This window comes from Arenibacter sp. S6351L (genome assembly GCF_023016025.1).
In the GTDB taxonomy this organism is placed as follows: domain Bacteria; phylum Bacteroidota; class Bacteroidia; order Flavobacteriales; family Flavobacteriaceae; genus Arenibacter; species Arenibacter algicola_B.
In genome coordinates this window covers 1-21,625 of record NZ_JALKBB010000040.1, presented here as the reverse complement: position 1 = coordinate 21,625, position 21,625 = coordinate 1, and the positions used below count along the sequence as shown (strand labels likewise).

Genomic DNA, 21,625 nt, shown 5'->3' with positions numbered 1-21,625 from the left:
GTTATAAATTCTCTAGAAGGTTGTCCAAATCGTCTTGACTAATTCCGGCTTCAGGAAAATCTGAGGGTGTATATTCTCGAACTTCCTTGTTTTTGCAGTGCAAAATTATTTGATGCAAAGTGGTATTATATCCAGAAACCAATTTTTCAATGGTAGTTGCCTTGTATAAATCAGTACTGTAACTCCAGTTCGAATACAATTGCCCATTTAGGATATATGCGTTAATCTCCAATCCGTAACTTCGTTCACTTCTGGGATCCCGACTTCCTTCCCACATTAAGTCAAACCCAATATCCGTGGAATCTGCGTTAACCATTCGATTGCCCAGGTAGTTGAATATCACCTGAGGCTGTTGATCAAGTTCCTCGATATTTATTTGTTCTTGGTTAAGATATTTGAGTACCCCATAACCAATACCATTATTCGGAACCTTTCTTAGTTGTTCTTTTACAGATTTAATTTGATCTCCTAAATCTCTCTGCTTTATTACATACATCGCAACTGGGAAATACGAGGTAAACCAACCAATGGTGCCAGATACGTCCAAATCCAAAATTTCTGCGCTCCGACCGTGTTTTTCCATTCCAAGACAAATCCTATCCAACTGGCTCCATTCATAAAGGACGGTAAGAAGTGCAGTTACCAACAACTCTTCAATCTTTGTATTATAGACCCAATTTGCATCTTGCTGCAGTTTGAGAGTATCCTCCGCTCCAAGCGAAGCTTGGTATATTTCTATTGTACTCTCTTCATAACAATTCTCTTCACAAACAAAATCTGAAGGAAACATTTGGATATCGTTCTTCTGAGACTTCCAAAATGAAAGTTCTTCCAAGAGGTGTTTGGATTTCGAAAGTTCTTTTAGATAATTTCCCCATTGTTTAATCGATGCTGTCTTACCAGCAAATATTATTGGTTTATTGTTTTGTATCTGTTTGATGGCGACATTAAGATCATTAAATAGAATATTCCATGAAACTACATCTATGGTCAAATGATGGGCTATTAGAAACACTTGATTCTCCTGTGTTTCCCCACAATTAAAATAGATGCATTTAAAAAGTTGACCTTCGGACAATTTATTCGACTCTTGAACAGCTATTAACAGTTCTTGGATTTGCTTATCCTGTTCAACACTATTCCTAATGGAGCTGACATCCTCCAAACGAAAGACTTTTATTTCATCTTGGGGGTTTATTATAGCTTTCCAATAATCCGTCTTTACAAACTTGAGTCGAAGCGCATCATGGTAACAAACCAATTCTTCGATTGCCGATTGGATGACAGTCCCATCCAGATTCCCCACATTCAACAATCGGACTATTTGATTCCAATAATTTGGAGCATTGTGGTGTGTATTTAAAAACCAATGCTGAATAGGTGTCAAACAAACATCCCCTTCAATACTTTCCTCTATGGTTGTATCCTGTATCCCAAAACCGGTAAAAAGCGCAAGATCTGCTATGGTTTGGCTCTCAAATATTTGATTGGGCTTTAACATTATATTTTTGCTTCTTGCCTTGGCTACAATTTGAATACTCAATATAGAATCACCACCAATTTCAAAGAAATTGTCGTATATACCTATTGGTGTCATATTCAATACTTCTTGCCAAATCTCTGTCAACACTATTTCCAATTCATTTCTAGGGCCTTGAAAACTAGCTATTAATGCTTTTCTATCGTTCTTCTGAGGTTTCGGCAACTTCTTTCTATCTATTTTCCCATTAGGTAAAAGAGGAAAATTGCCAACAGGAATGATTACAGAAGGAACCATATAATTCGGTAAACTTATTGCCAAATCTTTTTTAAGCTGCTCTTTGTCAAGATTCTCTTGGCATTCCAAATAAGCAATTAAATAACTAGCATTTTCAGCTAGGCTCGTGTCATCCGATTTTTCTGATTCAGCTACAACAACCAAGGCATTATTAACCGCCGGATTCTCTCGAATAACCTCCTCAATTTCATTTAACTCCACTCGGAACCCACGAATCTTGACCTGGTGGTCCGCCCTTCCCAGGAATAGCATCTCACCATCATTACGGTACCTACCCAAATCCCCGGTTTTGTATAATTTACTTCCAATCGAATCGGAAAATGGATTATTAATGTAAGACAAATCCGTTAAGTCCGGTCTGTTCAAATAAGTATTGGCCAGACCAGGTCCGCCCACATAAATTTCACCGACCGCACCAAAAGGAACCAGATTTAAATTAGGGTCTAGAAGGTAAATCCCAGCTTTTGCGACTGCTCTTCCGATTGGTACGACATTACCTAAATTTTCATTTTTAACCATAAAAGCCATACACCAAACTGATGCTTCGGTCGGGCCGTATTCATTGTAAAGGCCTACATTCGGCAACTTTTTGAAGTGGTTGGTGCACAATGATGCCGAACATGCTTCTCCTGCGACCATAATGGTAGTCAGGGACTCTAGCTTAGCCAGGTCACTATATTCTAAAAGAACTTTGTAAAGAGAAGGCAGCATCAGCGTATGGCTGATTTTATTTGCATAAATAATATCATTCATTTTGGCCACATCCTGTTCCAATCTCTTCTCGGATATTACCAGAGTACCCCCGGTGCATAGTGTCCAAAAAATTCCCGCCTTGGAACTATCAAAAGCTACGGATGACATTAATAAAAATGCTGAAGGGTTTTCGGGGTAAAACAAAAGCCGGCCTTCTGTAGAATTTATGATATTGGAGTGCGTAATAGGAACACCTTTTGGTTTACCAGAACTTCCAGATGTATAAATTATATAGGCCAAATCGTTACTGTTTACATCGGGAAAAACAATTGAATTGGATTCCTTTGAATTTATAATGTCCTTTATAACAAGTTGTGTCCCACTAAAAGTTTTAAACTTGGACAACAAATCCTTATCTGTAAGTACCAGTGGCACCTTCGAATCCTCCAACATAAAAGAAATTCGATTCAATGGGTAATCCGGGTCTATGGGCAAATAAGCGCATCCAGCCTTCAAAATACCTATTAAACCTGCAATTAAAGTGGTAGATCGTTCCAAACACAACCCAACGGTTTGGTTATCGTTATTCGTATATGTAAGTATTTCTTGGGCTATTCTATTGGATAATTCATCGAGTTCACCGTATGTCATTTGTTCTTGCCCATATACCAATGCAATGGCATCCTCATTTTCCAATGCTGTTTGACGTATAATTTCGTGAATAGCCTTATATGATTCAAAGGGGCCCGGATAAGTTGATTTCTTTGGTAAAAGAATTTCCTTCTCCCTTTCTGTCATCATAGGAATATCGGAAATATCTAACTCTGGATTATCTATAATCCCAATTAATAATAACCTATAGTGTTCCTGAAATTGTTCAATGGTAGTTTTATCGAATAAATCCGTTGAATATTCAAACTCTGTTAATAGCCGTCCATTTTCGTTTGCTACGTAAAGCGTTAAATCAAATTTAGAGACACCGGTATTATAGAAATCATACGAAAGCTCCAAATCTCCACCTATATAAGGCATTGGCGGAACATCATGATAAATGAACATGGTACGCAAGAAAGGATTGATTCCGGCTACTCTCTCAGGTTTCAGTTCTTTGACCAAGACATCAAACGAAACATCTTTATTACTGAAGGCTTCTAGTACAGTTTGGCGTACCCTTTTTACCAGTTCAAGAAATGATATAGAAGATAAAAAATCAGTTCTTAAAAGAATAGTTTCATCGAAAAAACCAATTATACTTTCAAAGGCTTTAGAAGTACGGATAGAAATAGGAGAACCAATAATTATATCATTTTGTCGACTATATCGAAACAGTAAAACATAGTATGCGGACAATAACAATACAAAAGGTGTACATTCTGCCTTTCGGGAAAGTTCAATAATTCTATCAGATAATGATTTTGATAAAAACTGAACATTGGAATCGCCCTTAAAGGAAGGATGGACCGGTTGAGGGTAATCGGCAGGTAGTTCAAGCTTAGGAATATTTCCTGAAAGTTTGTTTTTCCAGTACTCCAATTGCCCCTTATCAATGTCTCTTCCCTGTTCCCAATAGGCATAGTCTACAAATTGAAGTTTAGATTGAATATCGCTAATTTCAGATAGAGTGGGATGAGATATATAATATTTGGCCAATTGTTCGCGAAATAGCCCCATAGACCATTTATCCACAATAATATGGTGCATGCTTAAGAACAGAATGTGCTCGTTTACATCTTTCTTAATTAGGGTTGTTCGTATTAGAGGTGGATTTTGTAAGTCAAAAGGGTTCAACGCATCGGTAAACATTATTTCTTTTAGCTTCGAATCTTTTTCCGAAGCTGAAAGATTACTAACATCATATTCGATTAAATCTAAAGTAACCGAATCTTCTACAATTTGAAATGGAACTCCGTCTTTTATATGAAAAGAACACCTAAAAACATCATTCAAATCAAAAATTGCCTGTAAACTTCTTTTTAGATTAACTATTGAAAGTTGACCTCTCAAGGTATAAATTTCAGAGGAATTGTAAACAGGGTTTTTTGGATATAAAGATTCCAGAAAAAAAAGCCTTTGTTGGCCTCCAGTAAGGGGAATAGTTGCTCCATTGGGCACCTTGCCTATAATATCTTTGGCCAATTTTCCTTTTTCCTTATTCTTCCATCTTCTTAAAATTGACATAGCAACTTTTCCTTTAAATTTACGACATTACGATTTATAATAATCTTCCCTGAGCCCAAGTGCCCTTAGAATGTCGCCCCCAAATCTTCTGATTTTTTCATCTAGCACCATATCATAATCAAAAGCGCGCTCCACAAACCAGTATAATGAAATAACAATCAGCAATACGGATAAATAAACAAGGAAACGAGGGTAAAACTTAATTTTTCGTATAAAAAATAGAATTGGAAATATGAGGGCAATGATTGCGACCTGTCCTATTTCCACCCCTAAATTAAAACCAAATAAGGTCATCGTAAGGAACTCTCCTTTTATTCCCAGGTCCCCAAGTACACTGGCAAATCCAAAACCGTGAAATAGACCAAATACAAAAGCAATTACCCAATCTTTACCCCTAAATATAGGGATGATATTGTGATAAGCCGCAAGGCCTATGGACAATGCTATAATGGATTCCACGACACGGGAAGGCAAACTAACTATTTCCAATGAAGCCAATGTTAAAGTTATGGTATGTGCAATGGTGAAAAAAGTTATAACCTTGATAATATAGATGAAGGCTGGTTTAAATTTCTGAACAGGCTCCCACCCCCATATGTAATATTTAGATTCGGTTCTCCCCGGTTCAACCTCAACTAATTTCTTTTTACGACGGACAACTGATGGAAGGATCAATGCCAGTAAGAATAGAATATGATCCAAACCTATCCATATATGCCATACCCCTTGTTTCACCATCGCCACAAACCCGTTCCAAATGGAAGAATCCGTCATGGACAAAATTTTGGTTTCGTTTCCTGGAGTAAAATCAAGGGCAACTATCGATTCGTTATTGATCAAACCGGCTTTCCAATTGTACTCAAAAGCCAGCATATTAATGTGATCGGGATCCTCATCAAATAGCACCGAATAAGTAACCTCAATCTCATCCGGCAATTCTAACGAGTCCTCCAAATAAAAATGCAAGCGCACATAAGTGGCTTTAACAACTGGCATTATACTTATTTCATCGGTAAAAACGATTTTATATATTCCGTTTTTGGATTTAAATCTGCTGTTTTTATATAGATAATTCTGAATCTCTTCTAGATATGGCTTAACCTCATCGGCTTCTGGTGTATCTTTTAGTTGAAGACCCAAGTAGTTGTTTAGGTCACTGACAGATAATTCGAATCTACCTTCGACATTTTTATTTTCATACACCCTTAAATAGATATAACTATGCTTGGGTTGATGGGCAAAACCACTCACTGTTAAAATAAAAAAGAAAATTAAGGCTAATGTGAAGTCAATTTTTTTCATAATGGGTAGAGCAGTTATTTAACCTAAGAAATGCCATATTACAAAATACAGAAATTTAACAAGTTACTTATAAATATGATAATATTTTTTATTTATTATTATGTAAATATGATATTTTCGACCAAATTATTGATAAGTTGGTTAATATACATCACTTATATTTGGAAGAGAAGAGGGACTACAATTAAATTAACTTTACATAATATAAACTTATTTCTGGCCCAAATAGATCTAACGAGTACTAAATCAATTGTTTAGCCAGTTGCATAACTATGATTAAAGCCTGTGCTTATGGACAGACGGATTTGTCATTACCAGTCAACAATAAACCTTCCAAAAAAATGAAAGAATCCATAATTCAATTTATCAAGAGCGAAATTTCCAATAAAAAGCTTGAGGATTTCAATGGTGACGAAATGTTGTTCGATTCGGGTATAATAGATTCCTTAGGCATCATGCGACTTATTAGTTTTATAGAAAATGAAAGCCAAAAAAAGATTCCTTATCAAGATTTAACGGCAGAAAATTTTAGCACGGTTAACAGAATAGTTGCTTACTTATCCCGTGATAGCTTCTAAAATAAAAAGGATAGATTATGCAAACTAAATACCTTTACAGCCATCCATTAACGCAAAGCCAAGAACTTATTTGGATGGGGCAAAAAATGAATCCCAATGTTCCTTTATATAATGTTCCGTATGCATTTGAAATTAATGGAAATATTTCAGAAAGGGATTTTGAACTTGCTATGCAAGCGTTAATTGATCGAACCCAAATATTACGCACTATTTTTTATGAAGAAAACGGAACGGTCGCCCAGAAAGTACTGACCGAATTTTCATTCCAGTTAGAAAAACTAGATTTTACCCGGAATCCTAACGGACCTTCGGTTAAAGAATGGCTTAAGAAAAAAAGTGAAATTAATTTTGATTTTTCCCAACCATTATTTGACACAGCCATCCTAAAGATAGATGAAGAAAAATATATCTGGTACCTAAACCTACATCACTTAATTACCGACGCCACTACCGCAGTACTTATTTTTAATTTAATGGGCGATCTTTATAAAGGCGTTCAGGACAAAAATGTGGCAAACGCACCTTTTCCTGCCGCTTATAAAAATTTTATTGAATTCGAAGCCGAAAAAAGAAGTGACCCCAATCACATCAAACAATCCAATTATTGGAAGAAAAAAGTTAAAAATTTCGCTTCGCTACCACATTTTTATGGATCAAAACAAAAGGTAATAACTACACAAGCAAAGAGAGTACAAATAGGTTTGGGTAAACAACGCACCCAAAAGCTCAAGGAATTGACCCGAAACCCAAATGTGGGCTCATTGACCACTGATATGGGACTTTTTACTCTATTCTCTACCCTCATTCATATATATCTGTACCGAATCAGCGGTCAATCAAAAATTTTGGTAGGTTCTCCCATACATAATCGCATCTCTAGAGATTTTAAATTTACCCCTGGATTATTTGTAGAGCTTTTTCCTATGTCATTGGAGTTAAATGAAGAAGACACCTTTGCCACGGCCATTGAAAAAATGAAGTTGGAGATGAACGAATTTCTGAGAAATGCTCAAATTAGTTCTTCTTCTGCAGAGGTGAGTAGAGGTTTCAATGCTGTCCTAAATTACATTAATACGGTTTTTCCAGGTTTTAATGGCTTTCCTACAAATGTGGAATGGATACACCCAAATCATTGTGACCCCTTACACCAATTGAGATGTCATATTATTGACTTCAATGGTAAGGGCGAATTGGAGATCTTGTTCGATCTTAACCAGGAGGTTTTCGATGACAGCCTGGCGGAATTGGTACCACATCATTTTTTAAATCTCTTGGATGGCCTCTTAACAAATTTAGATCAACCTATTTGTGCTCCTCCTTTGATTACCCAAAATGAAAAGACCCAATTATTAGGGGATATGAAAACGAGCGAAACTGATCTTTATAAAGGGACCTTTTTAGAGCAGTTCGAAAAAACCGTTCGCAATAATCCCGAGAAAATTGCTCTGGAGAATGGTGAAGATTTGATGAGTTATCTGGATCTAAACAACAGAGCCAATCAGTTGGCGCATTTTCTGATCAAAAATGGTATAAAGGAGAGTGAAAAAGTAGCTCTACACCTATATAGAAGTCCAGATTACATCATTAGTACGTTGGCCTTAATGAAAATTGGAGCAACATTTATTCCTATACCCGCAGATCAACCAGAAGGTAGAATAAAATTTGTGATTTCCAGCTCTGAGTGCGTTTTGGTTATAACGGAAAAAGCCCTTAAGAAAAATATTGCGGCGAATACAAAAATATTGGACTTATTAGAGGAAAGGGAAAAGATTAGTTCTGAACCAATAACCTCCATTGGGTATAAATTAAATAGGTCCTGTATTGCTTATTACTTATATACTTCGGGATCTACCGGTATGCCCAAAGGCGTTATGGTTTCGCACAAGGCTTTGAACAACTATCTGCAATGGGCCTCGACTTTTTATAATATAGATACAAATTCAGTTTTTCCTCTATTTACTTCCATAGGTTTTGACCTTACCATATCCGCAACCTTTTTACCTCTGATGAACGGAGGCAAGGTCGTAGTGTACCGTGAAGGAATGTTGGGTCCAGATATTTCCTTGATTCAGGTCCTTGATGAAAACAAGGTAAATTCAATAAAGATTACTCCGGCGCATATTTCACTAATGCAGGTCCGTAACCTGGAGGGTTCAAAAATAAAGACCATGATCGTTGGTGGGGAAGATCTCAAGGTGGGCATAGCTAAAAGCATCTATGAATATATGGGCAAGGATGTAACTATTTTTAATGAATATGGACCAACTGAGGCCACTGTAGGCTGCATAGTCTGCAAATTCAATCCAGAACAACATCAAGATGTTTCCGTTCCCATAGGAAAGGTTATTGACAACATGAATGCCTATATTCTGGATATTAATAAGAATTTGGTACCTAAAGGTGTTGTTGGCGAACTTTTCCTTGGTGGGGATAGTCTTGCTGAAGGATATGCCAATTTACAAGAGCTCACTAAACAAAAATTTATAAATGATCCTTTCAGGCACGGAAGTAAAATGTACCGGACCGGGGATCTGGTCAGAATAAATAACCAAAGTGAAATGGAATATCTTGGTCGTAATGACGAGCAAGTAAAATTAAATGGTTTCAGAATAGAATTAGCAGACATAGAAGCCAATTTACTGGAACATACCCATATAGATAATGCCTCGGTAGTCCTTTTAGATGGACAACAAAGAATTGCAGAAAATGAGGTAATAAACTGTACGGAATGTGGTCTGCCAAGTAACTATCCCAAAATTGATTTCGACGAAAAAGGGGTCTGCCACCTTTGCAATGCATTTAAAGGATATAAAGAAAAAACGGATAAATATTTTAAAACAGAAGAGGAGTTGCAGCAATTGCTTCTTTCCACGAAGGGATCAACTACAACTTATGACTGTTTATCGCTTCTTAGCGGTGGGAAAGACAGTACCTATGTTCTGGCCAGACTCATCAACATGGGCCTTAAAGTATTGGCATTCACTTTGGATAATGGCTACATATCCGATCAAGCCAAGGCAAACGTAGACAAAATTGTAAAAAAACTTGGTGTTGACCATGTTTATGGAAGTACCGTGCATATGAACAAAATTTTTGTAGACAGCTTGGAAAGACATCAAAACGTCTGTAATGGTTGTTTCAAAACCATATATACATTAAGCACAAAGGTTGCACTTGACAAGAAAATTCCATTCGTGGTTACAGGGCTTTCTAGGGGCCAATTTTTTGAGACACGATTAACTGAAGAACTTTTTTGGAACGATAATGTCGACACCAATACAATAGACCGAACCATATTGGAGGCACGTAAATTGTATCATCAAGAGAACGATGCAGTAAATCAATTATTGGATGTTTCCATGTTTAAGAATGAGGAGACATTTGATAAAGTCCAATTTGTTGATTTTTATAGGTATAGCGATGTTAGTCTGGAAGAAATGCTCGTATATCTTAAGGAAAAAGTTGGATGGGTAAGACCAACCGATACTGGCAGATCTACCAATTGTTTAATCAACCAATTGGGCATCTATGTCCATAAGAAACAAAAGGGTTATAGTAATTATTCTTTTCCATATAGTTGGGATGTACGCTTGGGGCATAAGACCAGAGCTGAAACTTTGGAAGAAATTAATGAATATATCGACGAGAATGAAGTAAAACGTATTATGGGGGAAATAGGATATGTTGAAACCAATTACAACGATAAAATACGTCCCCAACTTGTTGGTTATTATACTGCAAAAACAAAAATTCCCCACCAAGAATTGATACAGCATCTCTCGAAGAGACTTCCTAGTTATATGTTGCCCAATACATTTAAATATCTGGAAACACTACCTTTAACCAGCAATGGAAAAGTAGATAAGAAAGCATTGCGCAGCCTTAACATAGTTCAACTCCAAATGGATACGCCTTATGCGGAACCAAATAATGAAATAGAAATATTATTGGAACAAATTTGGAGAGAAGTTCTTCTTTTGGATAAAATAGGTATGCATGATAATTTCATTGCTCTGGGAGGACATTCATTGGCTGCCATTAGAGTTACGGCCCGTATAAATGAAGAGGTTGAAATGAATTTTCCATTGAACAAAATCTTTGAACTCCCCACCATTGCGGAATACGCCAAATATATTGAGGAAACCTTATTAACTCTTATGGAAGAATAGTATGCAAAATGGGTTCAAAAAAGGCTTAAAGCCGTCTATAATTAAATACTTGGCCATTTTAATGGGCATTTGCTATTTACTGAATCCATTACATCAACAAATCAATACCGTTTTTCATAAAATTTCACATGGATTGGATATGTCCAATTTTGTAATCCCACATCAAACTGCCTCGGCATATCATCAGATGCATGTTAACCATCAGCATATTACTGAAAAAAGTCTTCACGAGCATGTATTTCTAGATTTTATGAACTCCTTTTTCTACACATCAAATGAAGAAAATCACTCTCGAAATTCATTCTTGCCCACCATTAAAGTGGACAAACACCTTATTCCTAATTGGAATATAAAATCTAAAATTATAGTTATTGAAACTGATAGTAATTATAACATGACCAGAAAAAAAACCCTTATGGGTTTTTTCCTAAAATCGGTTAAACCTCCCTTGAAGAATATGGGCCAAGGCTCATAGAATTTCATAAACTTCCCAATATTTTGAATTTATTTTCAAAGGCTTATTGAATACCTATAGCACATGGTCTTTATTTGGATTAACTACCCATAAATCCAAGGTGGTATCAACCATTGTAAACTTGGTTTAAAACAAAAATTATAATCAAAATAAAAAGCTATGAAAAATTTTATACTATTTTTTATATTCTTATTTCTGTTTGAAGGTTTAAGGGCTCATGAACTTAATGGATCTATAGTCTCAGAGGATAATGTACCTTTAGATGGCGTAGGTGTTTATAACAAAACTACCGGTGGGTACACTTATTCCAATGTATCGGGGTATTTTGAATTGGACGACATATCGATTGGTGACATTATCTATTTTTATAGTCTGGGTTATCAAAACCATCAAATAACAATAACTGAAAATCAATTGGATAGCTCCGTTAGTGTTGTTCTTAAAGAATCAGCTGTATCCCTGGATCAAGTAATTTTAGTATCCAAGGTTAATGCATTGAGTCAATTTGTAAATGTAGATGTAAAGGCAGACCCCGTAAGATCATCACAAGAAATATTACGAAAAATACCAGGTCTCATCATTGGCCAGCATGCCGGCGGTGGCAAGGCCGAGCAGATATTTCTAAGAGGTTTTGATATTGATCATGGTACGGATATTAGCATCAATGTAGATGGACTTCCTGTAAATATGGTTTCCCACGCTCATGGCCAAGGGTATGCAGATATGCACTTTATAATTCCAGAAACAATAGATAATATTGATTTTGGTAAAGGGGCATATTACGCCCATCAGGGTAATTTCAATACTGCCGGCTATGTTGACATCCAAACAAAAAAAAGACTGGAAAACAACCTTTTGTCAGTGGAGACAGGTATGTTCAATACAATTCGCACCATGGGCATGTTCAAAATTTTAGAAAGCGAATTCAGCAGCAGTTATGTGGCTTCAGAATTAGTACTTTCGGATGGCGCCTTTGATTCCCCACAAAATTTCAACCGTATTAACATGATGGGTCGTTATAATTTTAATAACAGGGAAAACCAGGAATTAAGCCTTACAATGACACATTTTCAAAGTAAATGGGATGCTTCCGGACAAATACCACAACGTGCGGTTGACCAAGGTATCATAGGTAGATTTGGGGCTATTGATGATACCGAGGGGGGAAATACAAGTAGATCCAACTTTTTAATAAACCACAAAAAACTAATCAATGAACATAACAATATAACCTCCAAAGCCTATATATCAAAATACGATTTTGAATTATTTTCAAATTTCACGTTTTTCCTGGAAGACCCTATAAATGGGGATCAAATTCATCAAAAGGAAGACAGAACAATCATTGGGGCAGAAACCAAATATGAGCATTCCATACATGTTGGTGATCACGATTCCCAATTAAAATACGAAACCGGCATAGGTTTTAGATATGATGACGTAAACAATGTACAGCTATCCCGGACCAAAAACAGACAAGAAATTCTGGAAAGACTGGCATACGGAAATACGGACGAATTTAATGGTTACAGTTTTATTAACCTAACCTATAAAAAGAACAAATGGACCATAAACCCAGGGCTCAGATTAGATTATTTTAAGTTCGATTATGAAAATTTATTATCTGAAACCTATGACAACAAAAGTGAGAACAAACTGTTTTTGGGCCCCAAATTAAACATTATTTACGCCGCATCAGAAGGACTACAGTTGTTCGGAAAATCAGGAATTGGTTTTCACTCAAATGACACTAGGGTGGTAACAGCAAATAGTGGAAAGGAAATACTACCTGCTGCATATTCTGCCGACCTTGGGGCTATTATAAAACCAATGGACAGGTTTATGTTGAAAGCCGCACTTTGGACTCTATTTTTGCAACAAGAATTTGTGTATGTTGGAGATGCGGGAATAGTAGAGCCCAGTGGAAAGACAAAACGCTTTGGAGTGGATTTTGGATTGCGTTACCAACTAACGGATTGGCTATACCTCAACGGTGATGTCAATTACACTTATGCGAGGAGCACTGAAGAGCCAAAAGGAGCGGATTATATTCCACTATCACCAGATTTAACTTCATCTGGAGGGATCGCATTTAGGGATTTATATAATTTTTCAGGAGGCCTTAACTATAGGTTGATAAAAAATAGACCTGCCAATGAAGACAATTCTATTGTAGCTAAAGGTTATACTGTAACTGATATGAACATTAATTACACTTTTAAGAATTGGACTTTGGGTTTAATTGTTGAGAATTTATTTGACACTGAATGGAACGAAACGCAATTTGCAACAGAAAGTAGATTGCAAAATGAAGACTCTTCCTTGGAAGAAATTCATTTTACTCCAGGAAGTCCATTCTATCTCAGAGGAAAATTATCGGTAAATTTCTAGATTTATTACAATTTACTTGAGCACATGATATGAAGCGAGGAATTGATAACTTATATAAAGATTATAGGCCCAACCTGTATAAATGGAAATACCCGACAAGGATTTAAGACTTCCATGACGACGGGCCTATCCTTTCTTTATAAGTTCTATGTTTACTTTAGAAGGTTTTTCCGAACCTTTCAAAATTCCCTTTTCCTTAAATATATTATAGATCATTGTTTTTTCTAAAAAATTAAAGGAACGATCCCTAAACCAGTCGTGTATGGCAATCATTTCATTCTCCTTTTTTGCTTTACGCAAAATCTCATCGGATACTATATGCCAATATACCCATCTGTTTTTGGCAAGCGCATAACCAATCTCGTCGTTGATCAAAGACCTTACGGGTTTATTTCTTAATCTTACGCCATTTTCCAATACTGCCAAAGTCTTGGTAAGGCGAACCACTTCTGAAAAAGAATACCTGTAAAAATCGCCAAATCCGTTTTGGCCTACGTTATATAATTTATCCCCTACTTTTAAGTCTTCCATTTTAAAAAGGAAACAAAAATAAGGGTCTATCCCTCTTAAATAAACTATAGCAACCATAACTTATAAACAATGCCCAATAAAAACAATGATTGGAAATAGTTCCTTAATTTGGCTTTTACCTAAATCCTTCAGTCCATTTTTTACATTTCCATAGCGACCATTTATTCAATTCGTTTACATTTGTCCCTATAAAATCTATTATAATGAATATTGAAAGGGAATTGGGCAAAAGAAGCAATCACCAATGTGAGTTATGTACCAGTACGGAAAAATTAAGTGTTTTTGAAGTTCAACCGCCAAAAAATGGAGGTTTGGAAGCCAATCTATTAATTTGTGAAATCTGTAGGGATCAAATTGAAAATCCTGATAACACAGATCCAAATCATTGGCGCTGTTTAAATGATAGTATGTGGAGTGAGCATACACCAGTAAAGGTAATGGCCTGGCGTATGTTGAGCAGGTTAAGAAAGGAAGGATGGCCACAGGATTTATTGGATATGTTTTATTTGGAGGATGACGCATTGGAATGGGCAAAAGCTACTGGTGAAGGTGCCCCTGCAGAGAATCAAATAATACATCGCGACAGTAATGGTGCCGTTATTGAAGCAGGCGATAGTGTTGTCCTTATCAAGGACCTACCGGTAAAAGGATCCAGTATGGTAGCTAAAAGAGGTACCGCTGTAAGGCGTGTTTCACTTGATCATGATAATGCGGAATACATAGAAGGTAAAGTAGATGGCCAACAAATTGTTATCCTAACAAAATTTGTTAAGAAAATATAGTTCCTGTTTACCTATAGATGAATTGTGAATCCTAGTTCGCAATATTATCCCTTATAGTAGAACGTAGGAATATACTTTAAGATCTAGGCTAATATAAATAGTCCATGGCAAATAGAGACCCCTATGCTGCACTGAGATATAAGGAATTCAACGTTTTTTTGTTGGTCCGTTTTGCCATGGTTTTTGCATGGTCCATGCAATTTGTGGTTATAGAATGGGAAGTATATTCTTTAACCAAAAATCCACTTTCTTTGGGGATGATCGGACTTATGGAGGTCATTCCAGCGGTATCATTGGCTTTGTTTGCCGGTCATATTGTTGATCAAAAGGAAAAAAAGGGACTGCTCTTAAAATGTATTTTAGGTTTTTCTATAATAAGCTTGGGACTGTTTTTGCTCACTTGGCCCAAAATAGTACAGGATTGGTCTAAAAACACCATTTTGTATTCCATTTATTTTTTAGTATTTCTAGGTGGTATTGTAAGGGCATTTTTAGGGCCGACTATATTTTCCCTATTTGCATTGATCGTCCCAAAAAAAGTATATCCCAATGCCGCCACATGGAGTAGTTCCGTTTGGCAGATGGCAGCTGTTCTGGGCCCTGCCTTGGCCGGATTTAGCATAAATTTAATCGGGGTACATTGGTCCATGTGCCTGATTTTTGCCTTTTCTTTAATGGCTCTCCTTATCTTAACCAAAATTAAAAAGAAACCCATTTTAAACCCTAATATTGGGGAACCTGTAATACAAAGTTTAAAAGAAGGCGTGAAATTTGTATTTGGGACCAAAATTATTTTGGGAGCTATTACCCTGGATATGGTTGCCGTACTTTTTGGTGGAGCAATAGCCCTATTGCCTATATATGCCCAGGATATACTTAAAGTGGGTCCGGAAGGATTTGGAATTTTACGCGCTGCCCCAGCGGTTGGAGCTTTGATAATCATGTTTACCTCCGCCTATTTTCCTTTAAATAAACACGCAGGTTTAAAACTTCTGGGATCTATTTTTGGTTTTGGCCTTTGTATAATTGTCTTTGGACTTTCCACTTCGTTTTGGATTTCCGTAATCGCACTTTTTTTTAGTGGTGTTACCGATGGAATTTCTATGATCATTAGACAAACTATCTTACAATTAAGGACGCCAGATCATATGCGCGGTAGGGTAGCTTCAGTAAATTCCATGTTCGTTGGATCCTCCAATGAGCTTGGAGCATTTGAAAGTGGACTAACGGCCAAGTTGATGGGAACGGTCACCGCAGTCGTTTTTGGCGGTTGTATGACCTTAATTACGGTAATATTCACTGGTGCCATCTCCCCTACTTTTAGAAAACTGGATCTCAGGAAAGATTTGGAAGAACACGAAAGGGATGTTTAATAAAACTTACAACTATTCTCCCAGAATGATTTTTCTCTAAAAGGAAGTAATACTAATTGTCATTTTCAGGTTGATATATTAAAATCCATTCCGGATTATCATTATCCCTACTTTTAGAAACACATTTAAATCCATTTTTCTCATAGAAGGACCTTAATCCCTCCTCCTCTATCGTAAGCCAATAAGATTGATCGGGAAATTGCTCCTTTAGGGCAGAAAGCCATTTTGAACCCAACGATTGATCACGATATCTGGGGTCAACAAATAAAAAACCAATATAATGAAAATTGGCGGTCACATACTTTTGCCACTCCTCTATTTCAAAATCGGTCATATTTGGAGGTGCGGTCCTAAATACAATTCCACCTGCGGTTATGTCCAGGGCATCCTTAAATACATAGACAGTTGCATTATTCTTGTAATCGTCCCAAACAGATTCAATTACATTTTGCCAATCTACTGGAAGAATTTTAAAAAAATTACGCCCTTCCAGTCCTAAATTAATGAATTCCATATTTAGCTCTATACTCCTACTACTGCCGGCTGTTCCTATAACAATCCCCAAGACCACAAGCGGTCAAAATCATCTGACCACCTATCACCAATATCGGTTCTGTAGTAAACATTATTAATAATAATATTACTTATCCTATTCTGCATCATTTTTTGAGCATCTTTCATAGTGAGTCCGGTTCCGGTGACCAATAAAGCAATACCTGTATTTCCGGTAATCAGCCATTCATCATTAATTTTCTTGAGATGCATGGGATGTATCCCATCTTTCATATCCTTTTTGAATACGATGACAGAATCTTTGGAGAATAGTTCAAAGGTCTTTTTATCCTCGAAGGGAAAAGGGGGCACAACCATATAAGCCCCAACCTGAAATCCTTTTCTAACATTGATCCTAAAATTCTCTCCAGAGGCCAACTTATAAAACATGTTTCCCAGAGGCTCCAAAATTCCGGCACGTTGAATGAATATCTGCGGGTATCCAAATCTGGAAGTGAATTCCAAAGGATAGATTCCATTGCCGTTTACAATACAATTAATATCCAATTGACCAATAAAACCACCCTTGGCCAAGGAACTTTCAAACTTTTTCAAGGTCGCCTCAAAAATAGGTGAATCCTTGGTCCAGAACATACTGGATCCCATCTCCCCTGTGGACACGCCCAATTCTTTTGGAAAAAGTTTCTTATGCTCAAAAGTAATATTTATAGGATATATAAATTCCTTCCCGTTAAAATAGGCAGAAGCGGAGACCTCCACCCCTTTTACCTTGCGCTGCAATTGAAAATTGCCAAAATCATTGCCCCACGATTTCTCATAAGCCTTTAAAACCCGAATTACATCCAACCCTTCATCATCACTACCCACAAATAACAATTGTTTGTATTCTTGGGTTTCGCCAGATGGTTTTATTACATAGGCATTGGGGTTGGCTTTAACATAGTCGATGGCATCCTGAAAGTTAAAAAACTCCTTGGATGGCAATATTTTTATACCGTGTTTCTTTAATTCTGCCTGTCCAAAATTACGGTCCAATTCCAAAAGATCGGAATATTCCGTACCTCCCACTACCAATTTACCCTGTGCCCTTAATTCTGAACATATTTTACCATATCCAGTGTAGTCAAAAATTAGAACATCGGCCCAATCGATCTGGCTTTTCCAATCTTTTACCTTTTGAACAAAGCCGTATCCAATTTCCCTGGAGGGTTTATCCTCAATGTACATTTTAACCTCATGGCCTTCGCTTTGTATGGCTACCGCCATATCCAAGGTTTCTCCCCAACGGGAAACAATCAAGAAATTTCGTTTAATTTCTATTTGATTTTTTAATTTCTCTTTTTTCAATTTATTGAGATATATTATTTTTTTAAGAATTAGTTACCAAATTTATTTGAGACTACTTTGCACAAAGTAAAGTTTTTAAATGCAAAATAGACTGAAAACCAGCTATTTCCCTTCTAAAACAAAACAATTTTAATAAATATTCGTTAATGTAATTCGGCGTCCAATGTTTAGGACCGTATAGCATAACCATGGTATGCCCGAATTGGAGTGTAGGTTTCAATATACCAAGCTAGTGCCCAATAGTGAATAAATTTGAAACAAATATATGTGAAAATTAAATATCTAATAAAAATAAAGGGCAGAAAATTATAGTCAACTTTAAACCCATATGTGTCGTACAAAGACCATAAGTTGGTTTTGACCAACACCTGTCTTTAGCCTATTGATATACTTCATAAATATCAAATAATATAGATGTTCCAAATATTAAATAAGAAAAACTTTCTGGTAGACTATCTAGGACAATTCGTAGATATCCATAGTCATATTCTACCTGGAATAGATGATGGGGCTAAAGATATTTCGGACTCTATGGATATAATAAAGGGCTTTAATGAAATTGGCATTACACATATGATAACCACTCCCCATGTAAATCAAAATTACTATCCTAATACAGCCGAAAGCATACATACCGCACACAACAAGGTACAAAATCAATTATTGCACTTAGGTTTAAAGCATATTGCCTTGGAATCATCCTCAGAATATATGATAGATTCAAATTTCGAGAATTTATTGGACCAAAAACTTATGGCCCCGATTCGCAATAAATATTTGCTGATAGAAATGCCCTTTGTACAAACCCCTATCAACTTTGACCAAGCCACTTTTAAAATAGCAACAAAGGGCTATTATCCAATATTGGCCCATCCAGAGCGCTACTTTTTTCTACATAGCAACTACAAAAAATATCAAGACTTTAAATCCAAAGGGATTTCTCTACAATTAAATTTACTTTCACTTAGTAACTATTATGGAAAGCAAGTATCCAAAATTGCAGAAAAGCTTCTGTTGGACAATTATATAGACTTTGCTGGTACGGATATACACAATGTACAACAATTGGAATTGCTCAAAAATATAAAACTTAGCAATAGTACCTTAAATAGGCTAGTTCCTATCCTAAATAGGAACGTGGAAACCTTCTATTAAATTTCATGAAGAAAACCGTCCAAAATAATCTGGACATCGCTTCTGTTTTGTAGTTAAAAACACAATTGCTATGATGGATATTCATTAATGATAATTAATATTATCCTACCTTTGCCGGAAATTAAAATTCATGTTTTATTTTTTTCAGAAGAAAAAATTCTTAGTTGACTCCCTTGAAAATTTTATAGACATTCATAATCACATTCTACCAGGAATTGATGATGGTGCCAAAACTGTAGAAGAATCCATTGAACTCATAAAAGGGTTCTCGGATATTGGTGTAAAAAAGTTTATTGCCACACCCCATATCATGCATAATTATTACCCCAATGATCATGACACCATCCATGCTGCACATGGAAAAGTACTTAACAAGCTTTTGAGTGAAGGCATGAAAGATATCTCTCTGAATGTAGCAGCGGAACATATGATAGATGCTAATTTTGAGCCACTCCTAGAAAAGGATTCCGTAATGCCAATAAACAAAAATTATTTGTTAGTAGAAATGTCTTACCTACAGCCCTCGATAAATTTCAAGGATGCCATACAAAAAATTGCGGAGCATAGTTTTTTTCCCATATTGGCGCATCCAGAACGTTATGTGTACTTGCACAATAACTTTTCAAAATATAAAAAATATAAAAAACAGGGCATCCTATTCCAAATGAATCTGTTGTCTTTAAGTGATTATTACGGCAAGGATGTACAAAAAATGGCCGTTAGGTTAATGAACGAGGGATTAATTGATTTCGTAGCCTCTGATGTTCACAATTTACAGCAACTTGCAATGTTGCAGAATATGAAGATTACGGATAAATGGCTTGCACAACTACTACCTTTGATTGAAAACACAAGTATCAATTTTGATTAAAGCCTTATAATTACTCTTTTCTATTGCTCTACAACTGCATTTACCATGAGCAGACAAAATATCCTCTGCCCATTTAAGATATGTAAGAGCGACTTAGGCAGATTATTGCCTACCACTGATGTGCCTATTAAAATCTGTTCTAATATCCCTTGTGTTTTGCAAGTTTATTCTCCCATCAATACAAAATTTCTCAAGGGCAATCCTACTGATTATTTTAATGGCATACGTTTTCAAACACTAACCATTTACTAAGGAGACAAGCCTTGGCGCATTTACCCTCCCAAAACAAAAAAGGGAATAGCCATTTACATGGCTATTCCCTTTAATAAAAATGATATTCTATTAATTTTTCACAACGAGCCTCACTGGTAATTGTTCATCACCATCCATAACCAAAGTGATATAATAAACACCATCGGTCAAAGAATAAATAGGCACAACAAAGTAATCATCTACCAATGTAGGGTTGGAAATGACACTAATAAATTTGCCTGTAGAATCATGTAAATATATTTCATTGACCATCTGATCATCAGGAGCATTTATTATAAAGACGTTAGCCGTTTCTCTTGCTGGATTGGGCGCTATAACCGCTTTCATTTTTTCCTCTGACTCTGGTTCTGTAACAGTTATTGTCACAAACTCCGTATCTGTTAAGAAACCATCGGATACCGTTAATTCAACCCTGTAGATACCAGGTTCTTCAAAAACATGAATTGGATCGGCCGTCGAACTGGTAGGAGTTCCATCTTTAAAATCCCATAAATACGAGGTTACTCCTTCATCGTCCATAGAATTACTTCCCGTAAAATTCACGGTTAAAGGTGCAGGCCCTGACTCCACATTTGCAGTTGCAACGGCTACTGGAGCCCCGTTGACAGGACCAAGCGTTACATTCCAAGTAAAGGAAACCATAGTTGCCACTTCTGGAGTGCCGTCATCTGTTACCGTTACCTCTACGGTGTAAGGACTATTGACTGCAGCGCCGGTGGCAATAGTACCACTAATAAGTCCAGTGGACGTATCTATAGATAGTCCAGTTGGAAGATTGGCTACAGAAAAGATCATACTATCGTCCTCAGGATCAGTGGCCGCAACTTGCAAGGAAATTGTATTGCCTACAAGACTGTTCTGAACACCTGGATTAGTGACCACTGGTGCCTGGTTCACCGGAACATCCGTTACGTTCCAAGTAAAGGAGATCGTGGTAGACTCCGCAGGAGTACCATCGTCCGTTACCGTTACCTCTACTGTATAAGGACTATTGGCTGCAGAACCGGTAGCGATGGTGCCACTGAGAAGTCCGGTGGCGTTATCTATACTAAGGCCGATAGGGAGTCCAGTGGCAGAATAGCTCATGCCATCGTCCTCCGGATCAGTGGCCGAAACCTGTAGCGAGATCACCGCACCCTCTATATCATTCTGCACACCTGGATTAGTGACCACTGGTGCCTGATTAACAGGATCCACAGTTACGTTCCAGGTAAAGG

At 36.7% G+C, this 21,625-nt stretch carries 14 protein-coding genes; 8 read left to right on the top strand and 6 right to left on the bottom strand.

Going from position 1 to position 21,625, the window contains the following annotated elements; genetic code table 11:
- Position 1: 1 nt before the first annotated feature.
- On the bottom strand, positions 2 to 4,648 hold the full coding sequence (locus MWU82_RS22275) for a non-ribosomal peptide synthetase (protein WP_247097978.1): 4,647 nt from the start codon (positions 4,646 to 4,648) through the stop codon (positions 2 to 4).
- A gap of 27 nt (positions 4,649 to 4,675) precedes the next feature.
- A complete protein-coding gene (locus MWU82_RS22270; protein ID WP_247097977.1) occupies positions 4,676 to 5,950 on the bottom strand; it encodes a HupE/UreJ family protein in 1,275 nt (424 codons plus the stop codon).
- Positions 5,951 to 6,291: 341 nt separating this feature from the next.
- Here MWU82_RS22270 and MWU82_RS22265 point away from each other — a divergent pair, with 341 nt between their 5' ends.
- The 4 genes from MWU82_RS22265 to MWU82_RS22250 all read left to right on the top strand — a co-directional run bounded on the left by MWU82_RS22265 (position 6,292) and on the right by MWU82_RS22250 (position 13,563).
- Positions 6,292 to 6,528: a phosphopantetheine-binding protein gene (locus MWU82_RS22265; RefSeq protein ID WP_247097976.1), complete on the top strand. Its 237-nt coding sequence runs from the start codon at positions 6,292 to 6,294 to the stop codon at positions 6,526 to 6,528.
- A 17-nt stretch (positions 6,529 to 6,545) separates the two neighbouring features.
- Positions 6,546 to 10,697 (top strand): amino acid adenylation domain-containing protein, encoded by a 4,152-nt coding sequence (locus tag MWU82_RS22260; RefSeq protein WP_247097975.1) that lies wholly within the window; start codon positions 6,546 to 6,548, stop codon positions 10,695 to 10,697.
- 1 nt (position 10,698) lies between these two features.
- Positions 10,699 to 11,172, top strand: a complete 474-nt coding sequence (locus MWU82_RS22255) for a hypothetical protein (RefSeq protein ID WP_247097974.1) — start codon at positions 10,699 to 10,701, stop codon at positions 11,170 to 11,172.
- 159 nt (positions 11,173 to 11,331) lie between these two features.
- A complete protein-coding gene (locus MWU82_RS22250; protein ID WP_247097973.1) occupies positions 11,332 to 13,563 on the top strand; it encodes a TonB-dependent receptor in 2,232 nt (743 codons plus the stop codon).
- 126 nt (positions 13,564 to 13,689) lie between these two features.
- Here MWU82_RS22250 and MWU82_RS22245 read toward each other — a convergent pair whose 3' ends face one another.
- Positions 13,690 to 14,094 (bottom strand): pyruvate kinase, encoded by a 405-nt coding sequence (locus tag MWU82_RS22245; RefSeq protein WP_247097972.1) that lies wholly within the window; start codon positions 14,092 to 14,094, stop codon positions 13,690 to 13,692.
- Positions 14,095 to 14,297: 203 nt separating this feature from the next.
- Between MWU82_RS22245 and MWU82_RS22240 the strand changes: the two genes are divergently transcribed.
- Positions 14,298 to 14,876, top strand: coding sequence for an alkylphosphonate utilization protein (locus tag MWU82_RS22240; protein WP_215946967.1), 579 nt, complete (start codon positions 14,298 to 14,300; stop codon positions 14,874 to 14,876).
- Between the two features lie 104 nt (positions 14,877 to 14,980).
- Entirely contained in the window at positions 14,981 to 16,249 is a 1,269-nt protein-coding gene (locus tag MWU82_RS22235; RefSeq protein ID WP_247097971.1) for an MFS transporter, read from the top strand.
- Positions 16,250 to 16,301: 52 nt separating this feature from the next.
- On the opposite strand, the gene MWU82_RS22230 is transcribed toward MWU82_RS22235, so the two are convergent.
- On the bottom strand, positions 16,302 to 16,763 hold the full coding sequence (locus MWU82_RS22230; RefSeq protein WP_215946965.1) for a GNAT family N-acetyltransferase: 462 nt from the start codon (positions 16,761 to 16,763) through the stop codon (positions 16,302 to 16,304).
- A 35-nt stretch (positions 16,764 to 16,798) separates the two neighbouring features.
- On the bottom strand, positions 16,799 to 18,109 hold the full coding sequence (locus MWU82_RS22225) for a phosphoribosylamine--glycine ligase (protein ID WP_247097970.1): 1,311 nt from the start codon (positions 18,107 to 18,109) through the stop codon (positions 16,799 to 16,801).
- 414 nt (positions 18,110 to 18,523) lie between these two features.
- On the opposite strand from MWU82_RS22225, the gene MWU82_RS22220 reads away from it, so the two are divergent.
- A complete protein-coding gene (locus MWU82_RS22220; RefSeq protein WP_215946964.1) occupies positions 18,524 to 19,264 on the top strand; it encodes a CpsB/CapC family capsule biosynthesis tyrosine phosphatase in 741 nt (246 codons plus the stop codon).
- Positions 19,265 to 19,394: 130 nt separating this feature from the next.
- On the top strand, positions 19,395 to 20,135 hold the full coding sequence (locus MWU82_RS22215) for a CpsB/CapC family capsule biosynthesis tyrosine phosphatase (RefSeq protein WP_247097969.1): 741 nt from the start codon (positions 19,395 to 19,397) through the stop codon (positions 20,133 to 20,135).
- A 342-nt stretch (positions 20,136 to 20,477) separates the two neighbouring features.
- Here MWU82_RS22215 and MWU82_RS22210 read toward each other — a convergent pair.
- Positions 20,478 to 21,625 (bottom strand): putative Ig domain-containing protein (locus tag MWU82_RS22210; RefSeq protein WP_281502461.1); only part of this gene is annotated, 1,148 nt, incomplete at its 5' end.